Source organism: Roseivirga sp. 4D4 (genome assembly GCF_001747095.1).
GTDB lineage: Bacteria > Bacteroidota > Bacteroidia > Cytophagales > Cyclobacteriaceae > Roseivirga.
On the sequence record NZ_MDGP01000001.1, the window covers coordinates 1,062,200 to 1,086,834 of the forward strand.

Below are 24,635 nucleotides of genomic sequence, written 5' to 3' on the forward strand. Positions count from 1 at the left end.
GGTTGGTTTTACCCAAACCTAAGTATGTTTTAAGAAATGCACAGGCAGATTTATGTGGGTGGAAGGAAATTAGCTATACCCATTGTTGCATGTCTGGGTTCTTCGGCATAGCGAGGGTCATGTACGTAAGGGAGTTTTCGCATAGCGATCATTTCTAAACTCAGGAAGTCAAATTCTTCTACAATTTTACCTGTTAGCTCATAGATACCTTTGCCTCTAAATGGGTATCGTGCTGCTACAGATGGGAAATGTGTACTGTCAATAAAGTAACCCTCCCGATCTAACCAAGTGCCGAATTGCATTCTTTTACCATTAGAGGTATTGGTATTCTTAATATGAATCAAATAGCCAATCATTCGAACGGTCTTATTGATATGCTGGTCCATCTCGCGTACCAATACATTCCTTGGAGGTTGCTCTTTTAAGAGGTCAAAAGGGTTGCATAGTGGAAAGCCTAATAGATCTTGCTGATCGAAAGCATCTTCCAAAATATCATAACTGAGTTCGGGAAGCTCAAAGCGTTTGACTTCAGGATCGAATAGCATTCTCACTGGATTGGTTTTCTTGTGGCTTCCCAACTGGAAATGAGCTTCCCATAGCAAGGCTTTCTTTGTTTGTCCTGTAAATCTAAAAGCACCTATTTTGATCAACAGACTTAATTGATCCAAAGAAATATTCACGCGCTTTAAGAAATTATCAAAGCCCATAAACACACCATTTCCATAGCGTTCTCTTAATATTTCCTCAGCAGTGGTCTTTTCTAATTCACTCACAAAAGCTAAGCCCATAAAGATGGTTTTACCATATATGGTACAGAGGTATTCACTTTGGTTTACACAAGGCGCCTGAATATCACCACCATGCATATAGGCTTCATGCGCATAGAGTTCTACACGATAAAAACCACCACCATTGTTCATAGTAGCCACCATGTACTCTAAAGGGTAATAAGCCTTGAGAAATAGACTCTGATAACTTTCCACTGCGTAAGATGCGGAGTGGCCTTTGGCAAAAGCATAGCCTGCAAAACTCTCTATCTGTCGCCAAACCTCTGCTGCCAATTGATAGCTATGTCCTTTATTGAGACAGTTCTCAAAGTACTTCGCTTTTACTTTTTGAAATTCTTCTCTCGATCGGTATTTGCCCGACATACCTCTTCGCAAGACATCTGCTTCTCCAAGCGTAAGTCCGGCAAAGTAGTGAGCTACCTTAATCACGTCTTCTTGGTAAACCATGACCCCATAGGTCTCCGGCATAATATCTCGGAGTATAGGATGTGCTTCTTCTCTCCTATGCGGTTCTCTAAAGCGAAGGATGTATTGTCGCATCATGCCTGACTTCGCTACACCAGGACGTATGACTGAACTGGCTGCTACTAAGCCCAGGTATTCATCTACCCGAAGCTTTTTAAGTAACATGCGCATAGCAGGGGACTCTACATAAAAGCAACCTATGGCCTTCCCTTCTCTGAGCATGGCTTTCACCTTAGGGTCTTCTTTAAACCTTGAGATATCATGAATATCTATGAGCTCATGATCTGGATGATTTCTCCGAACTACTTCAAGGCTGTCTTTAATTTTTCCAAGGCCCCTCTGACTCAGGATATCAAACTTGTAAAGACCGATGTCTTCGGCAATGACCATATCAAAATGAGTAGTTGAAAAGCCTTTTGGAGGCAAGTCAGTTGCTGTGTAATAATGTAAAGGCTTCTCAGAAATAAGAATTCCTCCGGCATGAATACTTAAGTGACTAGGAAATCCTTCTATATATTTACCATAGCGAAGGACAAGTTTGTGAACATCATCTAACTCACTAAGTTTAGCCTTTTGAATGTGGTCAATCTCATGTGGCGGAATTCCTAGAACCTTGCCCAATTCACGCACTACTGCCCTAAATTGAAATGTGCTATAAGTCGCTAATAAGGCTACATGAGGAAAACGGTTAAAGATATATTGCGTGATATCCTCCCTGTCTTTCCAAGAAAAGTCAACATCAAAATCCGGAGGGTTTTGCCGATAGAGATTGATAAACCTTTCAAAATAAAGATCCAGTTCGATCGGGTCTACATCCGTAATTCTTAAAAGATAAGCGACTACAGAGTTAGCTCCACTCCCACGCCCAACATAGAAATAGCCTTTGCTTCGGGCATACTTGCAGATATCCCAATTGATGAGAAAGTAAGACATAAAGCCCTGCTGCTTGATCACGTCAAGCTCTGTTTTGATACGTTTTAGAATCTTATCATCAGGGTTCTTATAACGATAAGGTAAACCTTCATGACATAGTCGCTCCACCAACTCATAATCTTCCTGCTCACTATTGGTATAGCATTTCTGATTCTTATTGAGTCCTTCTCCTTCAAAGTCAAAGTGAATAGAACAATCAGCTAGCAGTTGCTCTGTGTTCTCAATCATATAACGATGGTCCTTATATAGATCAAGCAATTCATCTAGTGGGTAGATGAAATCTTCTGGGCTCCCTTCCTCTGATTTTGGAAGCATACTGAGCAAGGTATTATTATCTACCGCTCTGAGTAGACGGTGTGCATTGAAGTCTCTTTTCAATACCTCCCGCTTACCTAGATCATTTACCTTACTCCGGAAAGTAAGGGTCTGAAGCACCACCATTTTAGCCTTATCCATTTGATGCGGTGGATAGACCAGTCGAGGTAAATCAGTAGGCTTTACTCCTACAAACTCTAATATTTTTAGTTTGAAGCCAGTGTATTTACTAAAGGGATACACCACATAAGCATGCTTAAACTCTGGCGCCCTGGCAGGGATAGGTTCTCCGGAATGCAAGTAAACAGACAGGTAATCATTAAGCTCTTTAAAACCTTCATTATTCTTGGCAATCCCCACAAAAAGCTGATTTGCTCCATTACGAAAATCAATCCCTAATACTGGTTTAACATCGTATTTAGCAGATAAGCGAACGAAATTCAGAGAAGCTGCAGTGCTATTAATATCCGTGAGTGCAAAACGATTCACCCCTGCCCTTTGTACTTGCAGAAGCAATTCCTTAGTATTGATGGTGCCGTATTTGAAGCTATAATATGTGTGAGAATTTAAATACATTAATATTTATGTATATGTATTAATAAATATTTACATATGTTGTTTTATTCATATTTTATTATTGAGCTTCAAAATACTAGTTTCAAGCTTCAAGTGTTTAGGTCTTTAGTTGCCTTATAAAGCCTGAGATCATTTTTTGTTCTTCAATAAGGAACTTCATAAGAAGTTCATATCCATCACCCTTTATCCATCCAAGTTTTTCGGTTATTATCAACTAAGTTTCCAACTCAAAAGCGCTACCAAGTGCTATTTCTAGAAAACGCTTATATTCCTTTTGGCTGTTCCTAGCGCCTCCTTCCGCGATATTTGATGGAATAGAAACTGCTGCTCTTGTCATTTGACTTGTCAACCCAAACTTCTCGGCATTAGGAAACGTATTTGTGACTTGGTAAACCTGTTCTACTAACTGGATCCCACTTTGCCAAATCTTCAACTTCTTGAAGTCTCTCATCCTTTATCTTCTATGTCTATAATCGATCACTCTAATTATTCGCACTTGCAGCTTATAGCTTGTCACTCGGAGCTCATAGCTCGTAACTAATTTCTCATAGCTCGCGGCTCACAACTCGTAACCCCATCACTGTCTTCGATTAGCAAGCAACGGTGGCGGCTCTCCTGTAAATGGATTAAACCTGCTGATGGTCTTAGCACCTATGCCATAGGCACGCATTACTTTACGGTCGCCAAACTTGTCTCTGATCTTATCCATAGCATGATAGAGGCTGATGATTTCTTCTGCATCTTCAAATAAGTTGATTTGATATCCACCTTCAACTAAATGACTAAATCTCACCCCTATTAGCCTGACTAACAACCTCTTATTATAAAGCTTATTGAAGAGTTCCATCACTTTGGCAATCAATACGTGATCGGCTGAGGTATATGGAATTCGGGACTGAAGTGTATAGGTATTGAAATCCGAATACCTAACTTTCACTGTGACACAGGCTGTCAATTTAAGACCTCTCCTTAGTTGAAAAGCCAGGTTTTCGGCCATGGCCAAAAGAATTCCTTTGAGTTTAAGTACATCAATAGTGTCTTTGTCAAAGGTTCTTTCTGTTGAAATTGACTTCCTTTCATTGTATGGAACTACCTGTGCATTATCGATACCATTAGCTTTCTTCCAAATGCTTACACCATTCTTACCCAGTACTTTCTCCATCAGTTCTACAGGCATTTCCTGGATGGTCTTAATCTTCTTTACCCCAAGGCTAAAGAGCGTCTGTTGAGTCTTCTCTCCCACCATTGGAATTTTGCTCACGGATAGTGGTGCCAGAAAAGGCTTTTCAGTGCCATACTCTATCTTCAGCAGGTTATCGGGCTTAGCAACACCTGTAGCTACTTTTGAAACTGTTTTATTCTTTGACAGGCCGAAGGATATGGGCAGTCCAGTATCTTTTTTAATGCGCTGGCGTAACTCTGTCGCCATTTGATAACTGTTATGAAACTTGTCCAAACCTGTTAGATCAGCATAGAATTCATCAATTGAGGTCTTTTCATAAAGCGGTACTGTCTCTTTAATGATGGATGTCACATCTTCAGAGTATTTGGAGTAAGTGCCTGAGTTTCCACGAATCTGAATCGCTTCGGGACAAAGCTCCTTAGCCTTCTTCATAGGCATGGCTGAGTGTATTCCGAAGGCCCTGGCTTCATAGCTACAGGCTGCTACTACACCTCTATCGGTTACTCCACCAATAAGCACAGGTTTTCCATTTAAACGACTATCCAATAACCGCTCTACAGACACAAAAAATGTATCCAAATCCATGTGCATTATGGTTTTATCTGTAGACATTTAGTTTATATGTGATTGTTTAAAGGGAAAATCTGCTATGCAGTCCCATTTAGCCATAAGGCTATTTTTTCCTAAAACGGTAAGGGACTTCGCTTTAAAACTGTTACGATATGAACGCCTATAGAATTCGTTTTGAGATGCTATAAACTGACGACTAGATAGTGTCCTACCAATAGTTAAATGAGGTATGTAGGTGCTCTTAAAGAAGCTAAGGGGAACCCAATTCAAGTATAGTTCGCACCATAGTGAGCTATATAAGCTTACTAATGAGGTCTTATCTTCTATGTCAATGAAAAGTGTATTGTTGCTATCAAAGAAATCAAAACCTGATAAAGAGACATCAAATGCCGGTATTGTACTTACAGTGTCAGCAATGCATTCAAGTATTCGATCATTTCTATCTAAGCTCTGAAAGAAGTTGGTAATGGTTATGTGAGGAAGAGAATAAAGACTCTTGTACCTACCATACCGCTCTGCAAATTCTGACTTAATCCATCTTACTTCTTTACTGACATGGTCAGAAGGGTTTATAACTATTAAATAATAGTATAGACTGTTTGACTCCAACATGCTTGATTTATTGATTGGAGCATAAACTTAGCTAAAATTATTAGTTACTAAAAATATTAGATAAAATCTAACTAATGTCATGACTTTTAGCTTCTATGGAGTCCTCCCCAAAACAGGCGAATCGTCCGTTTACGAAAAGCTAGATTGATTCTCTTAAGGTCACTAGCTTGTCATATTGATTACTTAAGAACCTGTACGTCTTAGTAATTCGATCTTCTTTTCTTCTTTAAGGCCAGCTAAGATTTCAATAAGGTAAACCACAGTCTGGGGGTCATAGCCAAACCATAGTCTTACCATTTTTTCAGAACCTAAGGTCTTTGATTGTTTCGGCATAATAGAAATAACAAAGCCTAACCAACATGGAGCAACTTCGAAGCTCTCTATCTGAGAGGTTTCGATTTCAAGTCGCCTGGCAATGCTCCAAGGTAGAATAAGTCTTCTTAACCAGAGATTTCGTGCTTTGTAGTAAATTTTGTGTGGCTCTATCCTACATCGATAAAACCAATGATGTTTTTGAATATACATTCCTCATTTCTATATTCGATGACTAATAGCAGATACAAAAGTAGATTCGTCAGCCGCTGGCCAACGGATTTACTTTAATATCAAACCCTCGGCTGGAAAACCGGTGTTTGGCTATTTAATTGTTTTTTTCGGGTCTTATACTTGCTATAAGACTTGTTAAAGTAAATTCCAGTGGCTTAAATGTTCACCGGACAAACCAAAACATGGTGATGCCTGGAAGTACAGGCGACCAATTTCCCAGAGATTCTAAATCTGACTTTTAGTGGTCCCTTCTGCTATGAAGTCCGGCAGCCCGTCTGACTACCGGAATCACTAGAGTTCTACCAATCTCTACCTCGAATAGTTGGTAGAAGGACACACTACATGTTTCTTCGTGCTACCCTAATCATCTGTTTACTCTTATTTTGTGTTTATGAACCTTTCCATCTACCACCATGGTGAGAATGGCTAATCCTGAAAATGTCGATGCCATTTTTATGCTCTTAGCTTGAGCCGAGTATTCAAATTCAATAGAAGTTCCTTTGATATCATAGAGTTTGATAAGGCCTACCTGTGCGTTTGTTGGTACATCTAGATTTAGCCAATGGCCACTTTTGACCGGATTTGGAAAGGGCACTATTATGTACTCTGAGTCTACCTGATAAAGCACCGAAATGACATCAGAAGTCTCTTCTTCCCCAGTATTTGAAATATTGACTAGTCGGTAATAGTTATAACCGACAATCGGAGACTTGTCAATGAATTCATATTCATTATAAAGCTCGCTTGTCCCCGAGCCATCTACTAAGCTCAGGATTTCAAAGTTTAGCCCATCGGAAGATCGTTCGAGCCTGAAGAGGGCATTATTCGTTTCTGTAATGGTTTGCCATGCGATTAGGACCTGATCTCCAGAAAGTTCTGCTTCAAAGTTCATCAATGTGATGGGCAGTGCCCCTGGTTCGCCTGAAGCTAGTGTAAAATATACCTGGTCGGTGATAGAAGTGAGGTTTACACTGAAGGCCACTTTACCATCAGTATGTGTTTCTACAAAAGATTGACTGACAGTAGTTGCTCCGCTTGAGAAGTCACCGTCATCATCAAGCATTAATAGAATCTGACTTTCGTCACTTGTGCCAATATTATTATCCGGCCCTAGGAGATTACTGACGTCAAACTCTATGGTGACAAAACCTACCGTACCTGTTTTACGAGCAATCCATTCTCTATTCAACCTGCTTTCAACCTGATTTGGATCGTATTCCGAGAGGCCAGCAGTACCATCATTCAAATTGGCACCGTCATGTGCCCAAACTAATGCAGACTTGTCGAGGGTAAAGTAATTAGGATTGCTGACATTGCTATTTTCCAATCCGTCTGTCTCACTATCCAAACCGATAGTAACGATAGCATCAGGGTTGATGCTTTTGGATTGACGCTGCATGAAGTTGGAGGCATCATCTCTGGCAATGCCAGCTACATTGTTGGTATAGACACTATTCAAGGAGGCATTCCACCAAATGGCACCATCTGAAGCCAAATAATCTCCTTCTCCACTTTCGCCAACATTTCCGTCTCCATCGGTATCTCTAGAAAGGGTAAAGCCATATTTGAGTGCTAAATAGCTTTCAACTTTTTGAAGTTCTAGACCATTACTTAAATTAGCGTTATAGAAGATAATCTCAGCTATTTGTCCATTGAATTGATTACCACCATCTCCTGAAGCACCTACATCCAGTAAGTTATTTGGAGTTGTCGAGTGACTGGATAAAAAATCATAAGTGGCCTCACCATTAATATATACCGTTGAATTAACAGAGTTACTTTGTTTAATAATAGTAGAAACCAATACTGGAACACCTTGATTACTAGTGGTAATCAAATCAAGTGAGTTTCCATCAGACACTCTTAACTCATTCGCGCTATGTTCAAAATAGAGATAGCTAGCACTATTTGATTGGGTTTCTCCCCAAACGGAATTGGCTGTTCCAATCGATGGAATAAAGACTGAAATAGCACTTATTTCACTAAAGATTCCAGCATTGATGCTCAGATTTGTATCATAGTGAGTCGAACCAGGAAAACTGTTATTTGCATTGAAATTTAGCAGAGAAGCTGATGTAATGGCGCTAGACGCCTCAGTTACGGTCACATTTTGTCCCGATTGGTCATTCCAGGATATCCCACCTTCATCTGCTCTCAACCATAATAGAAGATCATTTGTTACTCCTCCAGGACTTGCCAAAACATCTCGATAATCAACATCGCCAAATACCTCATTCACGTCTGTGTCTAAATCAGGCAGATTGATTGATGGCGTGTCAATTTCGTCATTGACATCATTTGGGTCGTCAAGATTACTACCTTCAAAAGCATCGTCTAGGCCGTCTCCATCTGTATCAAAACCACTTATTGATGAGCTCGAATAACCATTTTCTCGAGCATCAGTGTCATCATCATTATCACTGTTAGGGTCTAAATAATCAGGGTCGTCAGTACCATCTGTATTTACTGGAACAATGTCTGTTCCTCCCTGAGCAGTTTCATAATTATCATCCAGCCCATTGCCATTATTGTCTGTAATAGAGTTTGCCACACCGCTTGGGGCGATATAGCCGGTAGTGGTTTGGGCCTCTACATTATCCGGAATTCCGTCATTATCTGAATCTATATCTAGCGAGTTGATAATTCCATCATCATCATCATCGACTGGATTATTCCTCGTAACCAATAGCACTATAAGACCGTTGCCGCCATTGGTACCTCCACTGTTTCCACCCTCTCCTACACCTAATATATAGTCGGGGTCTCCAGTATTTGGAGGGGTTTGCAAGTTGCCGGGGGTAGTATTTCCGGTACCATATCCTGAGACAAAACCGGAGCCACCACCTCCTAAACCCTCATTTGTAATTTTAAGGTAGCCGGAGCCACCACCATAATAACCTCCTCCTCCAGCAGCACCATCAACTACCGCATTTCCTCCTAATAGGTATGCACCTGGGTTTCCCTCTGAATAACCACCTGAACTCTGAGAGCCTCCTTCACCATTTGAATTACCACTGAAGGTGCCATTGCCACCTGTTGTTCCTCCTCCTACACCACCTCTATCTCCAGAACTCGTGAAAGAAGGTACTGACCCCCCTCCTCCAGCAATCGCCAGAAGGTTTTGAGGGTCTACTGAATTAGGATCAGACAAAGACAAATAACTAATGGCCGACATGCCTCCACCAGAACCATAATTTCTGCCGTTACCAGTCCCTGTACCTACTAAACCTGCACCACCATTACCATAGTTGACGGCTCCTTCACTCGAGTTACCGCCTTCCCCCACGGTCAGTATTAAATCATTGCTGAGCAAACTGGCCTTACTAATCGTAAACTCAGTATACCCTCCTGCACCTCCTACTCCTCTGCCTGCTTCAGTATCTCCCCTACCTCCGGCTCCCCAAATTTTGGCTGTAATAGATGTAACATCATCAGCTACTGTATATGTCTGGTCAGCGCCAGTGAATTGGAATACCACAGTATCAACAGAAGGGCTTATGTTCCCTTCGATTGTATCTAGAATGCCATCATTGTCATCATCAATGTCAATTGAATCTTCAATACCGTCTCTATCAGTGTCTACATTATTATTAGTCTCTCTATAGTCAACATCCCCCATAATTAAGAGAACGTCTTCATCGACATCTAAAAAATTATCAGTCTGTGTATCATCAAATGCTCCGTTCACATCACTGTAATCATCTATTCCACCATTGTCAACCGCATTGTCCAGACCATTGGCACCAACTGTGCCATCTGTTCGGCCATCTACATTTGCATCAGTCAATGCTAAGCCTGATTCTACAATGTCAAAGTCGTTATCATTATCCGAATCCAAGTCCAAATAGTCGGGTTCATCAGTACCATCCGTATTGACTGGGCTTAGGTCTGTTCCACCCTGTCCACTTTCATAATTATCATCCAATCCATTGTTATTTGCATCAGTGATGTTCGAACTCACACCGCTAGGAGCGATATACCCTATCGTAGTTTGTGCCTCTATGTTATCAGGGATACCATCATTGTCTGAATCCAAATCCAGAGAGTTATAGATGCCGTCACCATCTGAATCATTCAAATTAACTGGACACAGTAAACGGCCGAAAACAATATTATCTACACCAACATCATTTCCAGAACCACTTGGTTGATCGTTAATAATAACAATTTCAATGTCATTTGTAGTGGCCGTGAAGTTGAGCACAGCACGCCTCCAGACATCATCGTTGGCTATTCCCAAGCTCGCGGAAGAAACAGCATGCAATACTCCACCACTAGTATTCTGGATTTCAAGTCTGAAAATCGGAATATCTGGGCAAGAGGTTTTCGTACATAAACCTGCCATATCCAGACGAAACCTATAATCGTCTCCAATGACAAGGCCTGTGATTGACTGTCTATAAAATTCGGTATTGCCTTGGTTGATCATATTTATAATGAGATACCTGCCATTTGTGCTTCCACCAGCTGGTCCAGTGAACTGATCTATATTTGCATCCCTATCCCCCGTCAACTCTGTCCTGTTATAGCCGGCCAAACCAGCATTTAAAGAGCGAGCTACTGCATAATCTCCGTCAGGGACTGAGCCTGTTGCCCTATAATTATGATTTTGGACATTAGAATTTGTTGTACGTGTGTCTCCTGTTCCAAAATCCTCACTAAATAAGACTTCTACTTCCTCCTTTGCTGTGATATCGCAATTACCATCTTCGATAAAATCGGGAATGCCATCGTTATCGTCATCCAAATCAGTATCATCGTCAATTCCATCACCGTCATGATCGACACCGGCAACAAGGTCTCGAAAGTCGACATTCCCACCGGACTGACTTGCATCTGAATCAGTATCGGTAAAATTGTCACTTGGCGTATTATCATATTGTCCATTAACATCGCTATAGTCATCCATCATAGCATTATCGACACTATTATCAAGGCCATTAGCCCCTACTGCACCATCTGTGGCCCCATCATTATTTGCATCAGTAAGCCCTTCTCCCGATTCGTCAATATCAAATAATCCATCATTATCAGCGTCTGTGTCTAGGAAGTCGGGGTTATCTGTACCATCCGTGTTCACTGGGCTTAGGCCCCCTAAATAAGCGGTGTTCACCCCGTTGTTAGTGATATAAGAAACCAAGTCATCATTATTGGGAGATATATATCCAGCTGTGGTTTGGGCTTCGGTATTATCAGGAATACCATCGTTATCGGCATCTAAGTCTAGTGAGTTGATAATACCATCTCCATCTGTATCATTCAGTGGAGCGGGGCATGACAAACTGTTAAGTACAATATTGTCAATCCCCAAATCATTCCCTGAGCCCCCAGGTTGTTCGTTGACCATTACAATATCTACCTCTTGGACAGTAGCAGTAAACTCAATCAAACCTCGTCTCCATACATCATCATTGGCAATACCTATTTGAGAGGATGTCATAGAATGAAGTACCGTGCCGCTGGTATTTCGAATCTCTAAACGGAATATCGGAAGGTCAGCGCAGCCACTACAAAGGCCTGAGAAGTCTAATCTCAATTGATAATCATTTCCTGGGGTTAAATTTGTGATAGACTGCCTGTAAAATTCAATCGGGGCTGAATTAGTCAAATTGACTACGAGATACCGCCCATTTGTGGAACCACCTCCAGGCCCGCTATTTAAATCAATGTTCGCATCCAAATCACCTGTCTGATCAGTTCTGTTGAAAAGTCCCAGGCCACCAGTCTGTCCCGAAGAAATAACGGCATAATAGCCATCATTAATAGCCATAGTTGCTTCATAAGCATGAATTGTAACAAAGGCGTTTGTCGCTCGAGTGGCACCTGTACCGAAATCCTCACTAAAGAGTATATCTGCTGGTTCTTTGATAGATATATCACAATTACCATCCTCTATATTATCCAGAATACCATCATTGTCATCATCCAGGTCCACTGCATCGGCAACTCCGTCCATGTCGCTATCCGGTCCGATACTGGTATCCCTATAATCAACATTACCTCCCAGACCAACATCGTTATCAGCATCTGTGAAGTTGTCTGTTTGGGTATTGTCATAAGATCCATTGATATCAGAGTAGTCATCTACTCCACCATTATCCAGGGTATCATCAAGGCCATTGCTCCCAACAGCACCATCCGTACGACCATCATTATCAGCATCGGCCAACCCCCCTCCGGATTCATTAATATCGAACAATCCATCAGTATCGGAATCGAGGTCGAGATAGTCTGCTTCTCCTATTCCATCCGTATCAACTGGTATCAAGCCTCCCAGATAAGCGGTATTTACACCATCGTTTGTCGCATAAGTGGCAAGGTCATCTGCATTGGGCGCGATATAGCCCGTGGTAGTTTGTGCTTCGATATTATCTGGAATACCGTCATTATCTGAGTCTAAATCTAAAGAGTTGATGACTCCATCAGCATCCAAATCGGCTAGGCTGCCAGTACAAGTCAAGCTGCTGACTACAATGTTATCAATTCCTACGAAATTTCCAGAAGCTGCAAGTTGCTCACTGACAATAGCAATGACTATATCAGTAGTACTAGCCGTAAAATTGAGTGCAATTCTTGTCCAAACATCATCATGTACCAGGCCTAATCCAGATGTTGAAAAGGAAGCCAGCACATTGCTAGAGTTATCTCTAATTTCTATCCTAAAAAAGCCAACACCCTCACAATCTCTGGCTCCACAAGGGCCTACCAAATCTACTCTAAACCTATAATCCTCGTTGATAATAAGCCCAGAAATGGACTTCTGATAAATATCAATATTGTCTTGATCAAGACTGATCGCCAAATAGCGACCATTTGTACTGCCATTTGCGGGACCACCAAACTGATCGATATTAGCATCAAGATCACCGGTTAAATTAGTTGTAGCATTCTTATCCAAGCCTGGAGACAGAGATGAAGCCACTGCATAGTCACCCTGATTTATATTACCTGTTGGATCGTAAGTCAGGTTAGTAACATCAGAATTGGAAGTTATTGATGTTCCGGTACCAAAATTCTCACTAAAAAGGACAATATCTTCAGTTTTCAGCGCAATATCACAATTGCTGTTTTCTACTAGGTCAAGTATACCATCGTTATCATCATCCAAGTCGATAGTATCAGCTACGCCATCACCATCCGTATCTTGACCGAGCACTGGTTGTGTTAACCATAATAGAAGAAGTAAACTGTAGATAGGAAGTTTAAGAAGAAAGGAATTATTGGGGGCTTTTTCAAGGCATAAGCTTATCGCATAAGAGGCTTTGAATAAGATCTGTTTGCAAACCTTATTGCCGAGCCTTATATGTTGCGTCCTTCCCGAAAATTGTAACCCCTTAGGATTTTCACACCTCACGTTACAAAATTGGCTCTAACAAGAGCTTGGGAAGGTTTCGGTATTTATGAAATGAGTGCTCGTTTTAATGAGTCGGTGCTCATTTCAATAGATTCGATGCTTATTTTGATACACATACATAAAAAAGACCTATACAGATAGATTTAAGCGTTTTGGACACAGAACAGCAAAATGGCGCCCTTGTCATCTGTCGGTCGTTAATGTATTATTGTTAAAGAAGTTCGTCTCGGGAGAGCTGCATAATGTCTAGTTTTTCTATTCGAAAGAGAGCGAAAGAAGAGCTTTGATTCAATTGGTATTATGGAGCCGGAGATTTTTGTGAAATAAGATTATCAATTTATGACAGCACCTAGGTTTATTCTGACTCTAGCATTCACTATCACAGCTCATCTAGCTACTGCTCAACAAGCATTTCAATTGAGTGATACAACAGCGATTTTTGAGCGTATCATGGCTATTCCTGATCAGGTTCAACAATATGCCTCTGATGAAAGACTCATGTTGGACAAGACCTTAGAGGAATTGAAAAAAGTGGATATAGAGCTAGAAAACATTATAAGCCAAATTGAAGATACGAGCAGCCTTGAGTATCAAGCAGTAAGGAGACTTCTTAGACGAGTATTAATGTATGAATTAAGAGAATCGAGAGAGCCGGCAACACAATCTGTAAGCGACATCTTGGCACTCTTTGAGCGATATGAGAAATATGAGACCAATCTAGGCTTCTTTCAAATAATATTAGATTATACTGCTCAATATCTTCAGCAAAAAGGAGCCTACCAAGAAGCAATAACGCTCTATAACAGAGGGATTTCAATATTATACAAGGAAAACAAAAATGAAGAATTCTTATACTATATATATGTTTCCATTCTAGGATTGTACGTGGAGCTAGAAGCGCCTTATCTCGCGCAGAGCATTATTGAATTGATCGATAACCATCCAGAAAATCCTGATAGGAACTATAAAGAAATGTCTAGTCAAGCCGTGACCCTCTATAAGGTACAATATCATATGATGGTAGGCGAGTATAGTCAAGCTTTGGAGATATTAAAAGGGCTTAATCTAGACAAATCCAAACAACAGCTAGCTTTGCATACGAAAGTTCACTTCACTTTTGCCAATGCTTTAATAAAGAACAATATGCTCGACAGCGCTTCAAGTATTGTAAAAAGCATGTATGAAATACCGCTAAAAGAAAAAGAAGATTTGAACTTGAGAAGACTGGCAGCTATTCAGGTAAACCTTCTGCAAGAAAGATGGGACAAATCAGAATCACTTATTGACAGCATTGGGAAGTTTCAATTCAGCGATCAGCGCTATCAATCCTTGTTCTATGATGCAAAGATTGAGACTTATCAAAAGATAAGAACACTCGATTTTGCATTCAAAGAATATGAGGCATTCAAAAACTATTCTGACTCTGTCAAAACGACTCTCTCGTTATCCAGGGCCATTGGACTCAACAGTTTTTTGAAAAACGAAGAAGCCCAAATTGAGATCAGCAGACAAAAGGAGGTTGCTGAGGCAAAAGCTAAACAGGACACAATTCTGTATGCTGGCATTCTTCTGATTTGCTTTATCACAGCCTTGGCATATTATCGAATAAGGACGGAAAGGAAGAAGACCTTACTGGAAAGTGAACTCAGCCAATCACGTGAGATTGCCCTAATTAAAAGTAATTTCCTCAACAACTTATCTCACGAAATAAGAACTCCCTTGACCGTGATCTCGGGTTACCTTGACCTTTTAGGTAAGAATATCTTTAACCGAGACAATGCGGTTAAATACATTGAACGGGCAACAAGAAACAGTAATGCCCTGGTGAGCAACCTCAATAACTATCTCCTATTATCCAGATTAGATGGCTCCCAAGACAATCACACAATAGAGTCCAACAAATCAATGGGCAGTTTCATCGAAGAACTGGTGGAGTCCTTTGAGGCTATTGCATCCCAAAAGCAACAAACGCTCTATTACCAATCTAATATAAAGAGAGACGTTCCTGTCAATTACGCCTTTGAACACTTAGAGAAAGTGATTTCAAATCTATTGAACAATGCCGTCAAGTATACTCCGGCCAGAAAGGCAATTCACGTTTCGGCAATGATTAGTGAAAGAAATCTAATGATCACGATCAAGGATGAAGGCATGGGTATGGATGAGGAAGAGGTTAAGCATATTTTTGATCGCTTCTATCAATCAATGCGCCATCAGCATATCGGAGGCTTCGGTGTCGGGCTGGCATTAGTAAAACAGCTCGTGGACACCCTAAATGGGACTATCGAGGTGGAGAGTGCGCTAAACTTAGGTAGTTTATTCAGGGTCACACTCCCACTTTCAATCGAGTCCGATGGATTCTATGTCCAAGATGATTATGAGGATACCTTTAGATGTATCACTCAAGGTGAGGAGACTCCAGCCGCAGTCGAAATCAATGAAAATAGACCAAAGCTATTGGTGGTTGATGATAATGCTGAACTAATGCTCTATTTAACAGATTTGTTCAAGACCAAATATGAATGTCATTACGCGTTCAACGGACAGGAAGCTTTAGACATAGCCTTGTCAAAGCAGTTTGATCTGATTATTTCCGATATGAAAATGCCCATTATGGGAGGCGTTGAATTATTCAATGAGCTACGTAAGGATAAAAACTATGAAGCAACTCCGTTCATAATACTCTCCGCTTCATTCACTGAGCATCAGGAAGATTTGGTCTCGACCTTAGGGATAACTGACTATATTCTGAAGCCCTTTGTGCCTTCAGAACTAGTAGCTCGAATCAACTTTCTACTGCAGAATAAGATGTACCGAAAGCAATTGCACGAGACTAACGGTGCAAAACTTCAATTTGAAGCTAAACATACCGATCTAATGCAAAGGCTTAACGAGATCATTTTAGAGAATCTGGACAAAGGAGAGTTTGGAGTAAAGGAATTAGTAGAGACATCTGGTTATAGCCAAAGTAGACTCAATCAAATTGTGACCCAACAGACCGGTTTAAGCCCTGTGAAGATTATCCTCGAAATACGCTTATTGAAAGCCTATGAATTCATTGCAAAATCCAAGTACCAAACAGTAAGTGAAGTATGCTTTGCCGTAGGTATCAACAGTAAGTCTTACTTTTTCAAAAAATTTAAAGAACGATTCGGCATTACTGCTGGCGACTTAATGAAAAAGCATTCCAAAGATTTTTCAGCTTAGTGACCACCCCTATTTGATAGTTGAAATATAGTCTACTAAGGCATTTACCTGCTGATCATCCAGAATATCTCCAAAATTAGGCATAACCACATTATCGAAACCTTTTATGATGACCGCACCAGGGGTAACAATAGACTGTTTGATATATGCTTCTGATTGGCGATAAGCAATGCCAAAAAGATTTGGGCCGAGGCTTTTCTCGTCCGGCACAATGCTATGACAACTGGCACAACCTCTAGTGCCGAATAGTACTTTTCCATAGGCTAAGGACTCCTGCTTGTCTACATTAGACAGTGATTCTTTGATATCGGCTACGGTTGAATACTCAAAGACTGTGAGGAATACTAAGAGTAAAATGACTAAAGAAATAGGGATAGCTATAAGATAAACGAGTCTTCTTTTTAACTTCTTTTGCATTGGTGCTCATGTTTGATACGCACTAAACTTAGTCTCACATGAAGTTATTGAAATACTCATTTGCAAATCAGGACATCTGTATTTCCAATTTCTTGCTTCTTTGTAGAGGTATAATCAAGGGGTTTAAACGACTGACAGATGTTGATTGAATTACTGCCTTTACTAATAGGGGCTGCAGTCATAGCGCACTGCTTCTTTCTTGTAGTTGCCTTAAGAATGTTAAGCAGTAAACTATCCAACAAACTACTGGCTGCAACACTCTTCTTTCTTGCCATCAGAATCGGAGGTTGTATTGCAGGGCTCATATATGATGATTTTGAGTTAACAGGCCTTTACATCGGGGCCCTGTCCTTCTCTGTTATCGGCCCATTGTATTACTTCTACCTAAGAAGCCTATGGAGTCCGTCATTTCGACTTACTATCAAGCACTATTATCATTTGAGCATCCTCATCTTGACGCTTGCTGCCTTACCTTTTTTAACCGTAGAACTGGCCTTTGGGCTTTACCTGATAGCTCTATTGGCAATGATCACTTATACCATTGCAGGGTTGATACATATCAGAAGGTCTAGTGCTATGTATCGCAAAGATGATATGAGATGGAAATGGACCAGATACTTCAATATAGGGGTTGGACTCTTGATGGTTTTATTCTTCAGTCAATCACTATTCTTTGATGCATTGATCTATCAGGGGATTATAATAGCTTCTGCTTTCATTTTGTATGGACTCACCCTATATGCTTTAAAACAAGTCAAGCTATTTATGCATGAGCCTAAGAAAGGATCTAATAGTCAACAGATTGAAGTATTGGGCCATCGCATAGCAAATCTCTTAGAAAAAGAAGAAACATTCACAAACCCTTTTATGAGTGTCACTTTGCTTGCTAAACAACTTAATGAGCCGGCCTATCTAGTGTCACTAGCAGTCAATGCACATTTTGATAAGAGCTTCCCTGAATTGATTAATGCACTTCGCATAAAAAGAGCAGAAGCGCTATTGACGGACCATTCCAAAAGTCATTTCACCATAGAGGCCATTGCATATGAAAGTGGATTTAATGCCTTGTCAGCCTTTTATTCTGCCTTCAGAAAAGCTCACAGGCAAACTCCAAAAACTTTCAGAAATCAAAGGGATCGCTCAAAACCATGAACTTATTAACTTCTATTCTCTTAGCACGTAAACTCAAAACCACAAAAGAAGTATTGAATTATACTAGCAAGGACAAATAAAACGGTATGAGACAAAGACTATTCACTTCCATATTGCTGTGTGTTATCGCATTAGGAATACAGGCACAGACTGAAACTGATAACTCACTGTTTGAACAAATAACTAATGATGCACTGATACTTACGAAGTCGGGTCTCTTAACAGAAAAGAAAGACATCAGGCAATTTGTCCAAGAATTCTTGGCCAACAACCAATACAACTCTTATAAGCATGAATTCAGTGTGGAAGTCAATTCATCCCTAAGCTATGAGATCGGACAAATCCAATCAAATAACGGATCATACGCAGTCATGTTTATAAGAGGTGAGAATAATAGTCCTTCCCAGAATATCGAATTCCTTGTAATTTATCAGCGCGATTCTCCTATGGATGTTTCCTCTATACTTGAATCCAGACGCACTAAATGGATGGAACTCTGCAATAGTCACAAAGCCACAGAATTGGTCAAACAGCTATACACACCTGAAGCATACTATTACAACCGTGGCAGAGTAATAAAAGGCACGGAAGCGATCAGTCAGGAGTATAGCTATATGAATGCTTCAAACTATTCTCTTAAGCTCACACCGAAACACATAGCATTCGTTTCGCCCACTATAGCCTACGAAATCGGGCGCTGTAGCGGTTCTTATCCTCTGCCCTATATGTTACTCTGGGAGAAGCAATCTGATGGAAACTGGCAGGTGAAAATGGATTCCAATTATTGATACTAAGTTCATCAACGTTGCTTTTCCGATTGGTCACACTTCAAAACAGACCAAATAGTCTGCTATCCCTTTCTCGTGAAGCGTCCGTTTCTCAGTTTTGAGTCAAACACATACATAAAAAAGTATTTCAAATTCATCAATCGGTTTTTCGGACATAAATCCGGTTGATGTTCTTGCCATCTGTGCACAGTTAATGTATTATTGTTATTAGGGACACGCTAAGGGGCACTATTTAGTGGTCTAGTCTTATTTCTAAAAGAGCAAAACACAACACACTTGACGCTATTTAGTCCTTAGATTTTTTGTTGAAAATCAATTTATTCATGACCATGTCCAGGTTGGGCTTGTTAGTGTTTTGCTTATTCGCTACCCATTTGACCATTGGCCAAGAGGTCTTTAGGTTAAGTGACACTTTAATCTATAATGACCGAATAAGAGAAATTGATAAAGAGGCCGCTGGGTTAGCAGGGAACATTAGACGCTTTAATAACCTATACCTTCGCGAGTATGGAAATTTAGATCAAGACCTACAAAGGCTTATTGATCAAATAGAGGATAAAGACAGCCCCGAGTTCAAAGCGCTGGAGAAAATACAGAAGAAGACAGTTGTCTTTCAACTACTCGCATCCAGAGAACCCTCTAATCAATCTGTTGAGAATATTCTGGCACTTTTTGAACGGTACGAAGCCTCTGAAACAAACTTGCCACGGCTGCTATCCAACATTGTTTTTACAGCTGGAACATTACTAGGAAAGGGAGCTTATGATCATGCCATTGCCTTCTATAACAAGGCAATATCCATCCAGTATACCCCTATTCTTGAAGAGAATGGGAACCTCATTAGCACATACTTAAACCTGATTGAGTTATACCTCCAGTTAGAAGCTCCCTTTTTAGCTCAAGAGGTAATAGAGCTTGTTGATAACTACCCTTATGATAACTCTGAAGTAACATGGACAAAAGGCACTTATACCAGGAGATTTAGTTGGTTAAAGGGGCAATACTTTATGATGATCGGAGATTATCAAAGTGCTTTAAATACAATTGATAATAGTAAAATAAACGAGGGAGGTATAACTGCTGACATCAATGCCCAAGTCTATTTTACTCAGCTTAACATCTTCTTAAAAAACAACATGCCCGATAGTGCATTCATGATATTGAACAGAATGTATCAACTGGAATTAGTCGAGTCGGAAGCATTGAACCTTAGAAGGCTTGCCGGAGCACAGGTCTATCAATCTCAAAGTGATAGCGAAAGGGCTATGATATACTTGGATAGTATTCAAGGTAGGTATTTCGGTAATTCACATTATCAGTCTCATCTCTATGAAACTCAGATACAAGCCTACCGAAACCAGAATAAACCATATGAGGCTTTAGATGTATATAATAGTTATCAAGCATACTCTGATTCAGTAGAAACCAGCTTAGCGATTTTCAGAGCAGCTGCACTCAATAATAACCTACAGAAGGAAGAAGCGGTGGCAGAATTAAGGAGAAAAACCGCAATTGACAATGAAAGGGCAAAAAGAAGAAATTATCTACTGGCAGGCGTCAGTGTTTTGCTCTTTATCATTGTACTTGTAGTAGTAAAACTGAGGGCTATAAAAAGAAGGACTGTTCTGGAGGTCGAGCTTCAAAAATCACGGGAAGTCGCCCTTATCAAGGGTAATTTCCTTAATAACCTATCTCATGAAATAAGAACGCCTTTGACCGTGATTTCAGGTTATTTGGACCTTCTAAACAAGAACATCTTTAACCGGGACAATGCCGTCAAGTACATCGCACGTGCTACGAGAAATAGTAATGCGCTAGTCAATAATCTAAATAACTATCTACTGCTATCTAAATTAGATGGTTCCATAGATGACCATAAGGTTGAGACCCAAAAACCACTCGGTAATTTTATCGAAGAATTGGTGGAGTCTTTTGAGGCAGTTGCCCTACAAAAACAGCAGAAGCTCTATTTTAAATCTAATATCAAAAGTGACACCTCCATTAAATATGCTTTTGGTCATTTAGAAAAAATCATTTCCAACCTATTAAACAATGCTGTCAAGTATACACCCGCGAGAAAGTCAATTCATATTTCCGCAATGATCAGTGATGGCCGACTGGTTTTTGCGGTAAAGGACGAGGGAATGGGTATGGATGAGGATGAAGTTAAACATGTCTTTGATCGGTTTTATCAGTCTATGCGGCATCAACATGTTGGCGGTTTTGGAGTAGGCTTGGCATTGGTCAAACAATTGGTAGATGCTCTCAATGGCACTATAGATGTAGAGAGTGCACTGAATTTAGGGAGTCAATTTAAGGTAAGCTTACCACTTACTATTGAATCTGATGATCTCTACCTACAAGAGGACTACGAGGATAGCTTCCAATGTATAACGGACCAAGAGCAGCATGCGCCAGCTACTGACAGCAAGCAAAACAGGCCAAGGCTATTAGTTGTAGACGACAATGCTGAGCTGATGCTCTATTTAACTGATCTCTTCAAAGAAAAATATGATTGCCATTACGCCTTTAACGGTAAGGAGGCCTTAGAAGCAGTTGAATCCCAACAGTTCGACCTGATTATATCAGATATGAAAATGCCAATTATGGGTGGTGTGGAATTATTCAATGAATTGCGCAAAGTTGAAAAGTATGAAACCACACCTTTCATTATGTTATCTGCCTCTTTTACTGAACAGCCTGAAGATTTAGTGTCCTCCTTGGGGATTACTGACTACATTCTTAAACCCTTTGTACCCTCAGAATTGGTGGCAAGGATTAACTTCCTGCTCCAAAACAAAATGTACCGTAAACAATTGCATGAAACCAGCGGGGAAAAATTGGAGTTCGAAGGAAAGCATACGGATCTCATGCAAAAACTGAATGAAGTCATTTTGGAAAATCTCGGCAACGGGGAGTTTGGTGTTAAGGAACTGGTAGAAACATCCGGCTATAGCCAAAGCAGATTGAACCAAATTGTAACGGAACAAACAGGTTTGAGTCCTGTGAAAATCATTCTCGAAATACGGCTCCTGAAAGCCTATGAGATTATTGCCAAATCTAAGTATCAAACGGTAAGTGAAGTCTGTTTTGCCGTTGGCGTCAACAGTAAATCATACTTCTTCAAAAAATTTAAGGAGCGATTCGGCATTACTGCTGGTGACTTAATGAAAAAGCACACCAAGGACTTTTTGGAATGATCCTGAACCGAACGGAACTGCTATCCTTCTAGAGATACATAAAGGCTCAGCCATATTAATAGCTGAGCCCCCCTATTGAAATACATTTTTATAAAAACTACTCTACTTGAAGCGTTTCTGCCGGGTTGGTACGTGCTGCTCTAAGTGAAATATAGCCTACTGTAAGCAATGTCAAAGTCAACGTCATCAACAAACCTATTGCAAAAAGATCCCAGCTTAAGGGAATTCTATAGGTATACTCTTCAAGCCATAAGGACATAGCTTTATAAGCCAAAGGAGCACTAAGTAGAAAAGCTATAAATGTTAGGATGTAGAACCTCTTGGAGAAACTAAAGAATATTTGCCCCAAGGAAGCACCTAAGACCTTTCGAATCCCAATTTCTTTGGTTCTTTTTGCCGCCATAAAGGAGACAAGACCATAAAGCCCCAAACAACCAATGATGATGGCCACCAGTGAGAAAATGCGGATGCTCTTAAGCATAATATCTTCAACTATATAGGACTCCTTGATATAATCGTCTACGGTCTGGTATTGGAAAGTGCGCGATGGAAAGACCTGTAACCACTCACTCTCAAGCTTTGTCAGTACTTTCTGCAGATTACCAGAGGCCACCTTGATATTAGCTCCGTTCACTTGTCTCCGCCATGGAAACATGATCACAGGTTCGATTGGAAGATTCAGCTTATCTACATGAAAATCCTTGACCACACCGACTATCTGGGCCTGAGTACCGTAGCAACGTATCAACTTGCCTATCGCTTCCTGAGGACCTTCTACCTCTAGTTGCTCGACCAATTTTTCATTTACAATAAAGCCACCAATAGTATCATTGTATTCTCCTGGACGGAAGTTTCTTCCAGCTATCAACTCAATGCCGTAAGTATCCAAATAACGATCATCCACCCACTTGTTTCGTACTCTGATATCCCCTTTATCTTCATGTCCTACCTCTCTAAATGATGTAGAATAGCGCCCTGCATCCATCGGAGGACCTGAAGCGAATGAATAAGAAATCACCTCTGGCATAGACTCCATGGCTATCGCAAGTCGATCCACCTGTTGTTTATCAGGGCTGAAAGTAGTTATCGTAATCATCTGGTCTTTATCAAAGCCCATGTCTTTATTGATGAAATAATCCATCTGTACAGAGACGACAATGGTACCAATGATCATTAATTGGGTAATAGAGAATTGAGTAAGGACCAGGGCCTGTCTCAAATTCAGTCCAGACTTATTCTTGGTCAATGCGGAGAAACCACTCCTTAAGGCCTCAGAGGGACGATAAGCTGATAACTTTACTGCTGGATAAATGCCTGCGAGTAGGCTGATCAGCAAGATGAGGCCAGCTCCAAAAATCCAGACCGAATCATCTATTTGCATATCCATTTGAACAATGGTCAACAAATCATTCCAGCCATTCAATGCCAACTCTGTGATCCACATGGCAATGAAGAACGAAATGGTAGTGAGGAAAATGGTCTCTGCCAAGAACTGTAAGATTAACTGAGTACGGCTACCTCCTAATACTTTTCTAACCCCAACTTCTTTCGCCCGAGTGACCACTTGAGCGGTTTGAATATTGATGAAATTGATACATGCCGAAAGCGCGATAAACAAGCTGAGTGCCCAGAATGCAACCGCAATGGATGGATCATTAGTGTAGTTGCCTGAAAATCCCCATTGCGGATCATTATGAATATCCTTCAGGTTGATCAGGCTATAACTGGTAATTTCGGCATCTGCTTCTGTCCTGTATTTATCCACTAACTGTGGGAAGCGTTCCTCAAAATCTTCAGGGCGCTGTCCTTCCTTCAACACTACATAGGTGAGCCCGGAAGAAACGTTACCCCAATTATCTCGGTCCCAATCATTCATTCTATAATATATCTCAGTAGAGGTAAGTAGTTGGAAAGGTGTATTGCTATTACTCGGAGGTGTATCGATCACTCCGGTAATGAATACTCGCAGTGAATCAAATAAGGTCACTTCCCTACCCATAAGTCCCGCTTCTTTACCTACAAAGTCAGGGTAATATTTCTCAACCATTTTTGTCGAGAGCACCAGTGAACTTGGGTCATCCAAAGCTGTCCTATTATTTCCAGCGATAAAGTCATAATCGAAATATTTCAAGAAGGCACTATCGGCAAATAGCATCTTTCTTTCTTCTTCAAATACCTTCTCTGCAGAAGTGCCCGGATCGATAGTAACCAAAGAGAAGTTTGGCCCGATAACCTGTACGGCTGCCTCTAATTCAGGGTATTCATTCCGAATGGCCTTAACCAACATAGATTGGCTATTCCCCGTCTTGAGAAGCCTGTTCGGATAATTCTGAGTAAGGTTGACGCGGTAGATTCGATCAGCCATTGGTTGATCCATGTCAAAACTATTTTCATAGCGCTCTTGAACGTATAAAAACAAGAGACTGCTTAGCCCAAGAGTAAGCGCCACTATGTTAATGGCAGAAGTGACTCTGTTTTTCCAGAGGTTTCTAATAATCGAGAGAATGAATGTTCGGGTCATAATTGTTA

At 40.6% G+C, this 24,635-nt stretch carries 12 protein-coding genes; 4 read left to right on the forward strand and 8 right to left on the reverse strand.

Annotated features, from left to right (window positions below):
* Window positions 1–50: 50 nt before the first annotated feature.
* The 6 genes from BFP97_RS04610 to BFP97_RS04635 all read right to left on the reverse strand — a co-directional run bounded on the left by BFP97_RS04610 (window position 51) and on the right by BFP97_RS04635 (window position 13,144).
* On the reverse strand, window positions 51–3,077 hold the full coding sequence (locus BFP97_RS04610; RefSeq protein ID WP_069841288.1) for a DNA polymerase III subunit alpha: 3,027 nt from the start codon (window positions 3,075–3,077) through the stop codon (window positions 51–53).
* A 214-nt stretch (window positions 3,078–3,291) separates the two neighbouring features.
* On the reverse strand, window positions 3,292–3,528 hold the full coding sequence (locus tag BFP97_RS04615) for a four helix bundle protein (RefSeq protein WP_139135180.1): 237 nt from the start codon (window positions 3,526–3,528) through the stop codon (window positions 3,292–3,294).
* Window positions 3,529–3,654: 126 nt separating this feature from the next.
* Window positions 3,655–4,872: a DNA polymerase IV gene (gene dinB / locus BFP97_RS04620; protein ID WP_069841289.1), complete on the reverse strand. Its 1,218-nt coding sequence runs from the start codon at window positions 4,870–4,872 to the stop codon at window positions 3,655–3,657.
* A complete protein-coding gene (locus BFP97_RS20915; RefSeq protein ID WP_069841290.1) occupies window positions 4,873–5,442 on the reverse strand; it encodes a 2'-5' RNA ligase family protein in 570 nt (189 codons plus the stop codon).
* Window positions 5,443–5,625: 183 nt separating this feature from the next.
* Window positions 5,626–5,967 carry a hypothetical protein gene (locus BFP97_RS04630; protein ID WP_069841291.1) on the reverse strand — a complete coding sequence of 114 codons (342 nt, stop codon included), beginning with the start codon at window positions 5,965–5,967 and terminating at the stop codon, window positions 5,626–5,628.
* 385 nt (window positions 5,968–6,352) lie between these two features.
* Window positions 6,353–13,144, reverse strand: a complete 6,792-nt coding sequence (locus BFP97_RS04635; RefSeq protein WP_069841292.1) for a beta strand repeat-containing protein — start codon at window positions 13,142–13,144, stop codon at window positions 6,353–6,355.
* 537 nt (window positions 13,145–13,681) lie between these two features.
* Between BFP97_RS04635 and BFP97_RS04640 the strand changes: the two genes are divergently transcribed.
* Complete coding sequence (locus BFP97_RS04640; RefSeq protein WP_069841293.1) at window positions 13,682–16,549, forward strand: ATP-binding protein; 2,868 nt, start codon at window positions 13,682–13,684, stop codon at window positions 16,547–16,549.
* 9 nt (window positions 16,550–16,558) lie between these two features.
* Here the strand turns inward: BFP97_RS04640 and BFP97_RS04645 are convergent, their stop codons facing one another.
* On the reverse strand, window positions 16,559–16,966 hold the full coding sequence (locus BFP97_RS04645; RefSeq protein WP_069841294.1) for a c-type cytochrome: 408 nt from the start codon (window positions 16,964–16,966) through the stop codon (window positions 16,559–16,561).
* A 138-nt stretch (window positions 16,967–17,104) separates the two neighbouring features.
* On the opposite strand from BFP97_RS04645, the gene BFP97_RS04650 reads away from it, so the two are divergent.
* From BFP97_RS04650 to BFP97_RS04660, 3 genes are all read left to right on the forward strand, one after another.
* On the forward strand, window positions 17,105–18,118 hold the full coding sequence (locus tag BFP97_RS04650; protein WP_069841295.1) for an AraC family transcriptional regulator: 1,014 nt from the start codon (window positions 17,105–17,107) through the stop codon (window positions 18,116–18,118).
* 86 nt (window positions 18,119–18,204) lie between these two features.
* Window positions 18,205–18,906: a YybH family protein gene (locus BFP97_RS04655; protein WP_069841296.1), complete on the forward strand. Its 702-nt coding sequence runs from the start codon at window positions 18,205–18,207 to the stop codon at window positions 18,904–18,906.
* A gap of 323 nt (window positions 18,907–19,229) precedes the next feature.
* The gene (locus tag BFP97_RS04660) at window positions 19,230–22,106 is read left to right on the forward strand and encodes an ATP-binding protein (RefSeq protein WP_069841297.1); all 2,877 of its coding nucleotides are present in this window, start codon (window positions 19,230–19,232) and stop codon (window positions 22,104–22,106) included.
* Window positions 22,107–22,203: 97 nt separating this feature from the next.
* On the opposite strand, the gene BFP97_RS04665 is transcribed toward BFP97_RS04660, so the two are convergent.
* Window positions 22,204–24,627: an ABC transporter permease gene (locus tag BFP97_RS04665; protein ID WP_069841298.1), complete on the reverse strand. Its 2,424-nt coding sequence runs from the start codon at window positions 24,625–24,627 to the stop codon at window positions 22,204–22,206.
* Between the last annotated feature and the right edge of the window lie 8 nt (window positions 24,628–24,635).

Coding starts and splice junctions, on each gene's coding strand:
- BFP97_RS20915 (WP_069841290.1), bottom strand. CDS start 5,442: ATGTTGGAGTCAAACAGTCTATACTATTATTTAATAGTTATAAACCCT.
- BFP97_RS04645 (WP_069841294.1), bottom strand. CDS start 16,966: ATGCAAAAGAAGTTAAAAAGAAGACTCGTTTATCTTATAGCTATCCCT.
- BFP97_RS04615 (WP_139135180.1), bottom strand. CDS start 3,528: ATGAGAGACTTCAAGAAGTTGAAGATTTGGCAAAGTGGGATCCAGTTA.
- BFP97_RS04660 (WP_069841297.1), top strand. CDS start 19,230: ATGACCATGTCCAGGTTGGGCTTGTTAGTGTTTTGCTTATTCGCTACC.
- BFP97_RS04630 (WP_069841291.1), bottom strand. CDS start 5,967: ATGTATATTCAAAAACATCATTGGTTTTATCGATGTAGGATAGAGCCA.
- BFP97_RS04640 (WP_069841293.1), top strand. CDS start 13,682: ATGACAGCACCTAGGTTTATTCTGACTCTAGCATTCACTATCACAGCT.
- BFP97_RS04665 (WP_069841298.1), bottom strand. CDS start 24,627: ATGACCCGAACATTCATTCTCTCGATTATTAGAAACCTCTGGAAAAAC.
- BFP97_RS04655 (WP_069841296.1), top strand. CDS start 18,205: ATGAGACAAAGACTATTCACTTCCATATTGCTGTGTGTTATCGCATTA.
- BFP97_RS04610 (WP_069841288.1), bottom strand. CDS start 3,077: ATGTATTTAAATTCTCACACATATTATAGCTTCAAATACGGCACCATC.
- BFP97_RS04650 (WP_069841295.1), top strand. CDS start 17,105: ATGTTGATTGAATTACTGCCTTTACTAATAGGGGCTGCAGTCATAGCG.
- dinB (WP_069841289.1), bottom strand. CDS start 4,872: ATGTCTACAGATAAAACCATAATGCACATGGATTTGGATACATTTTTT.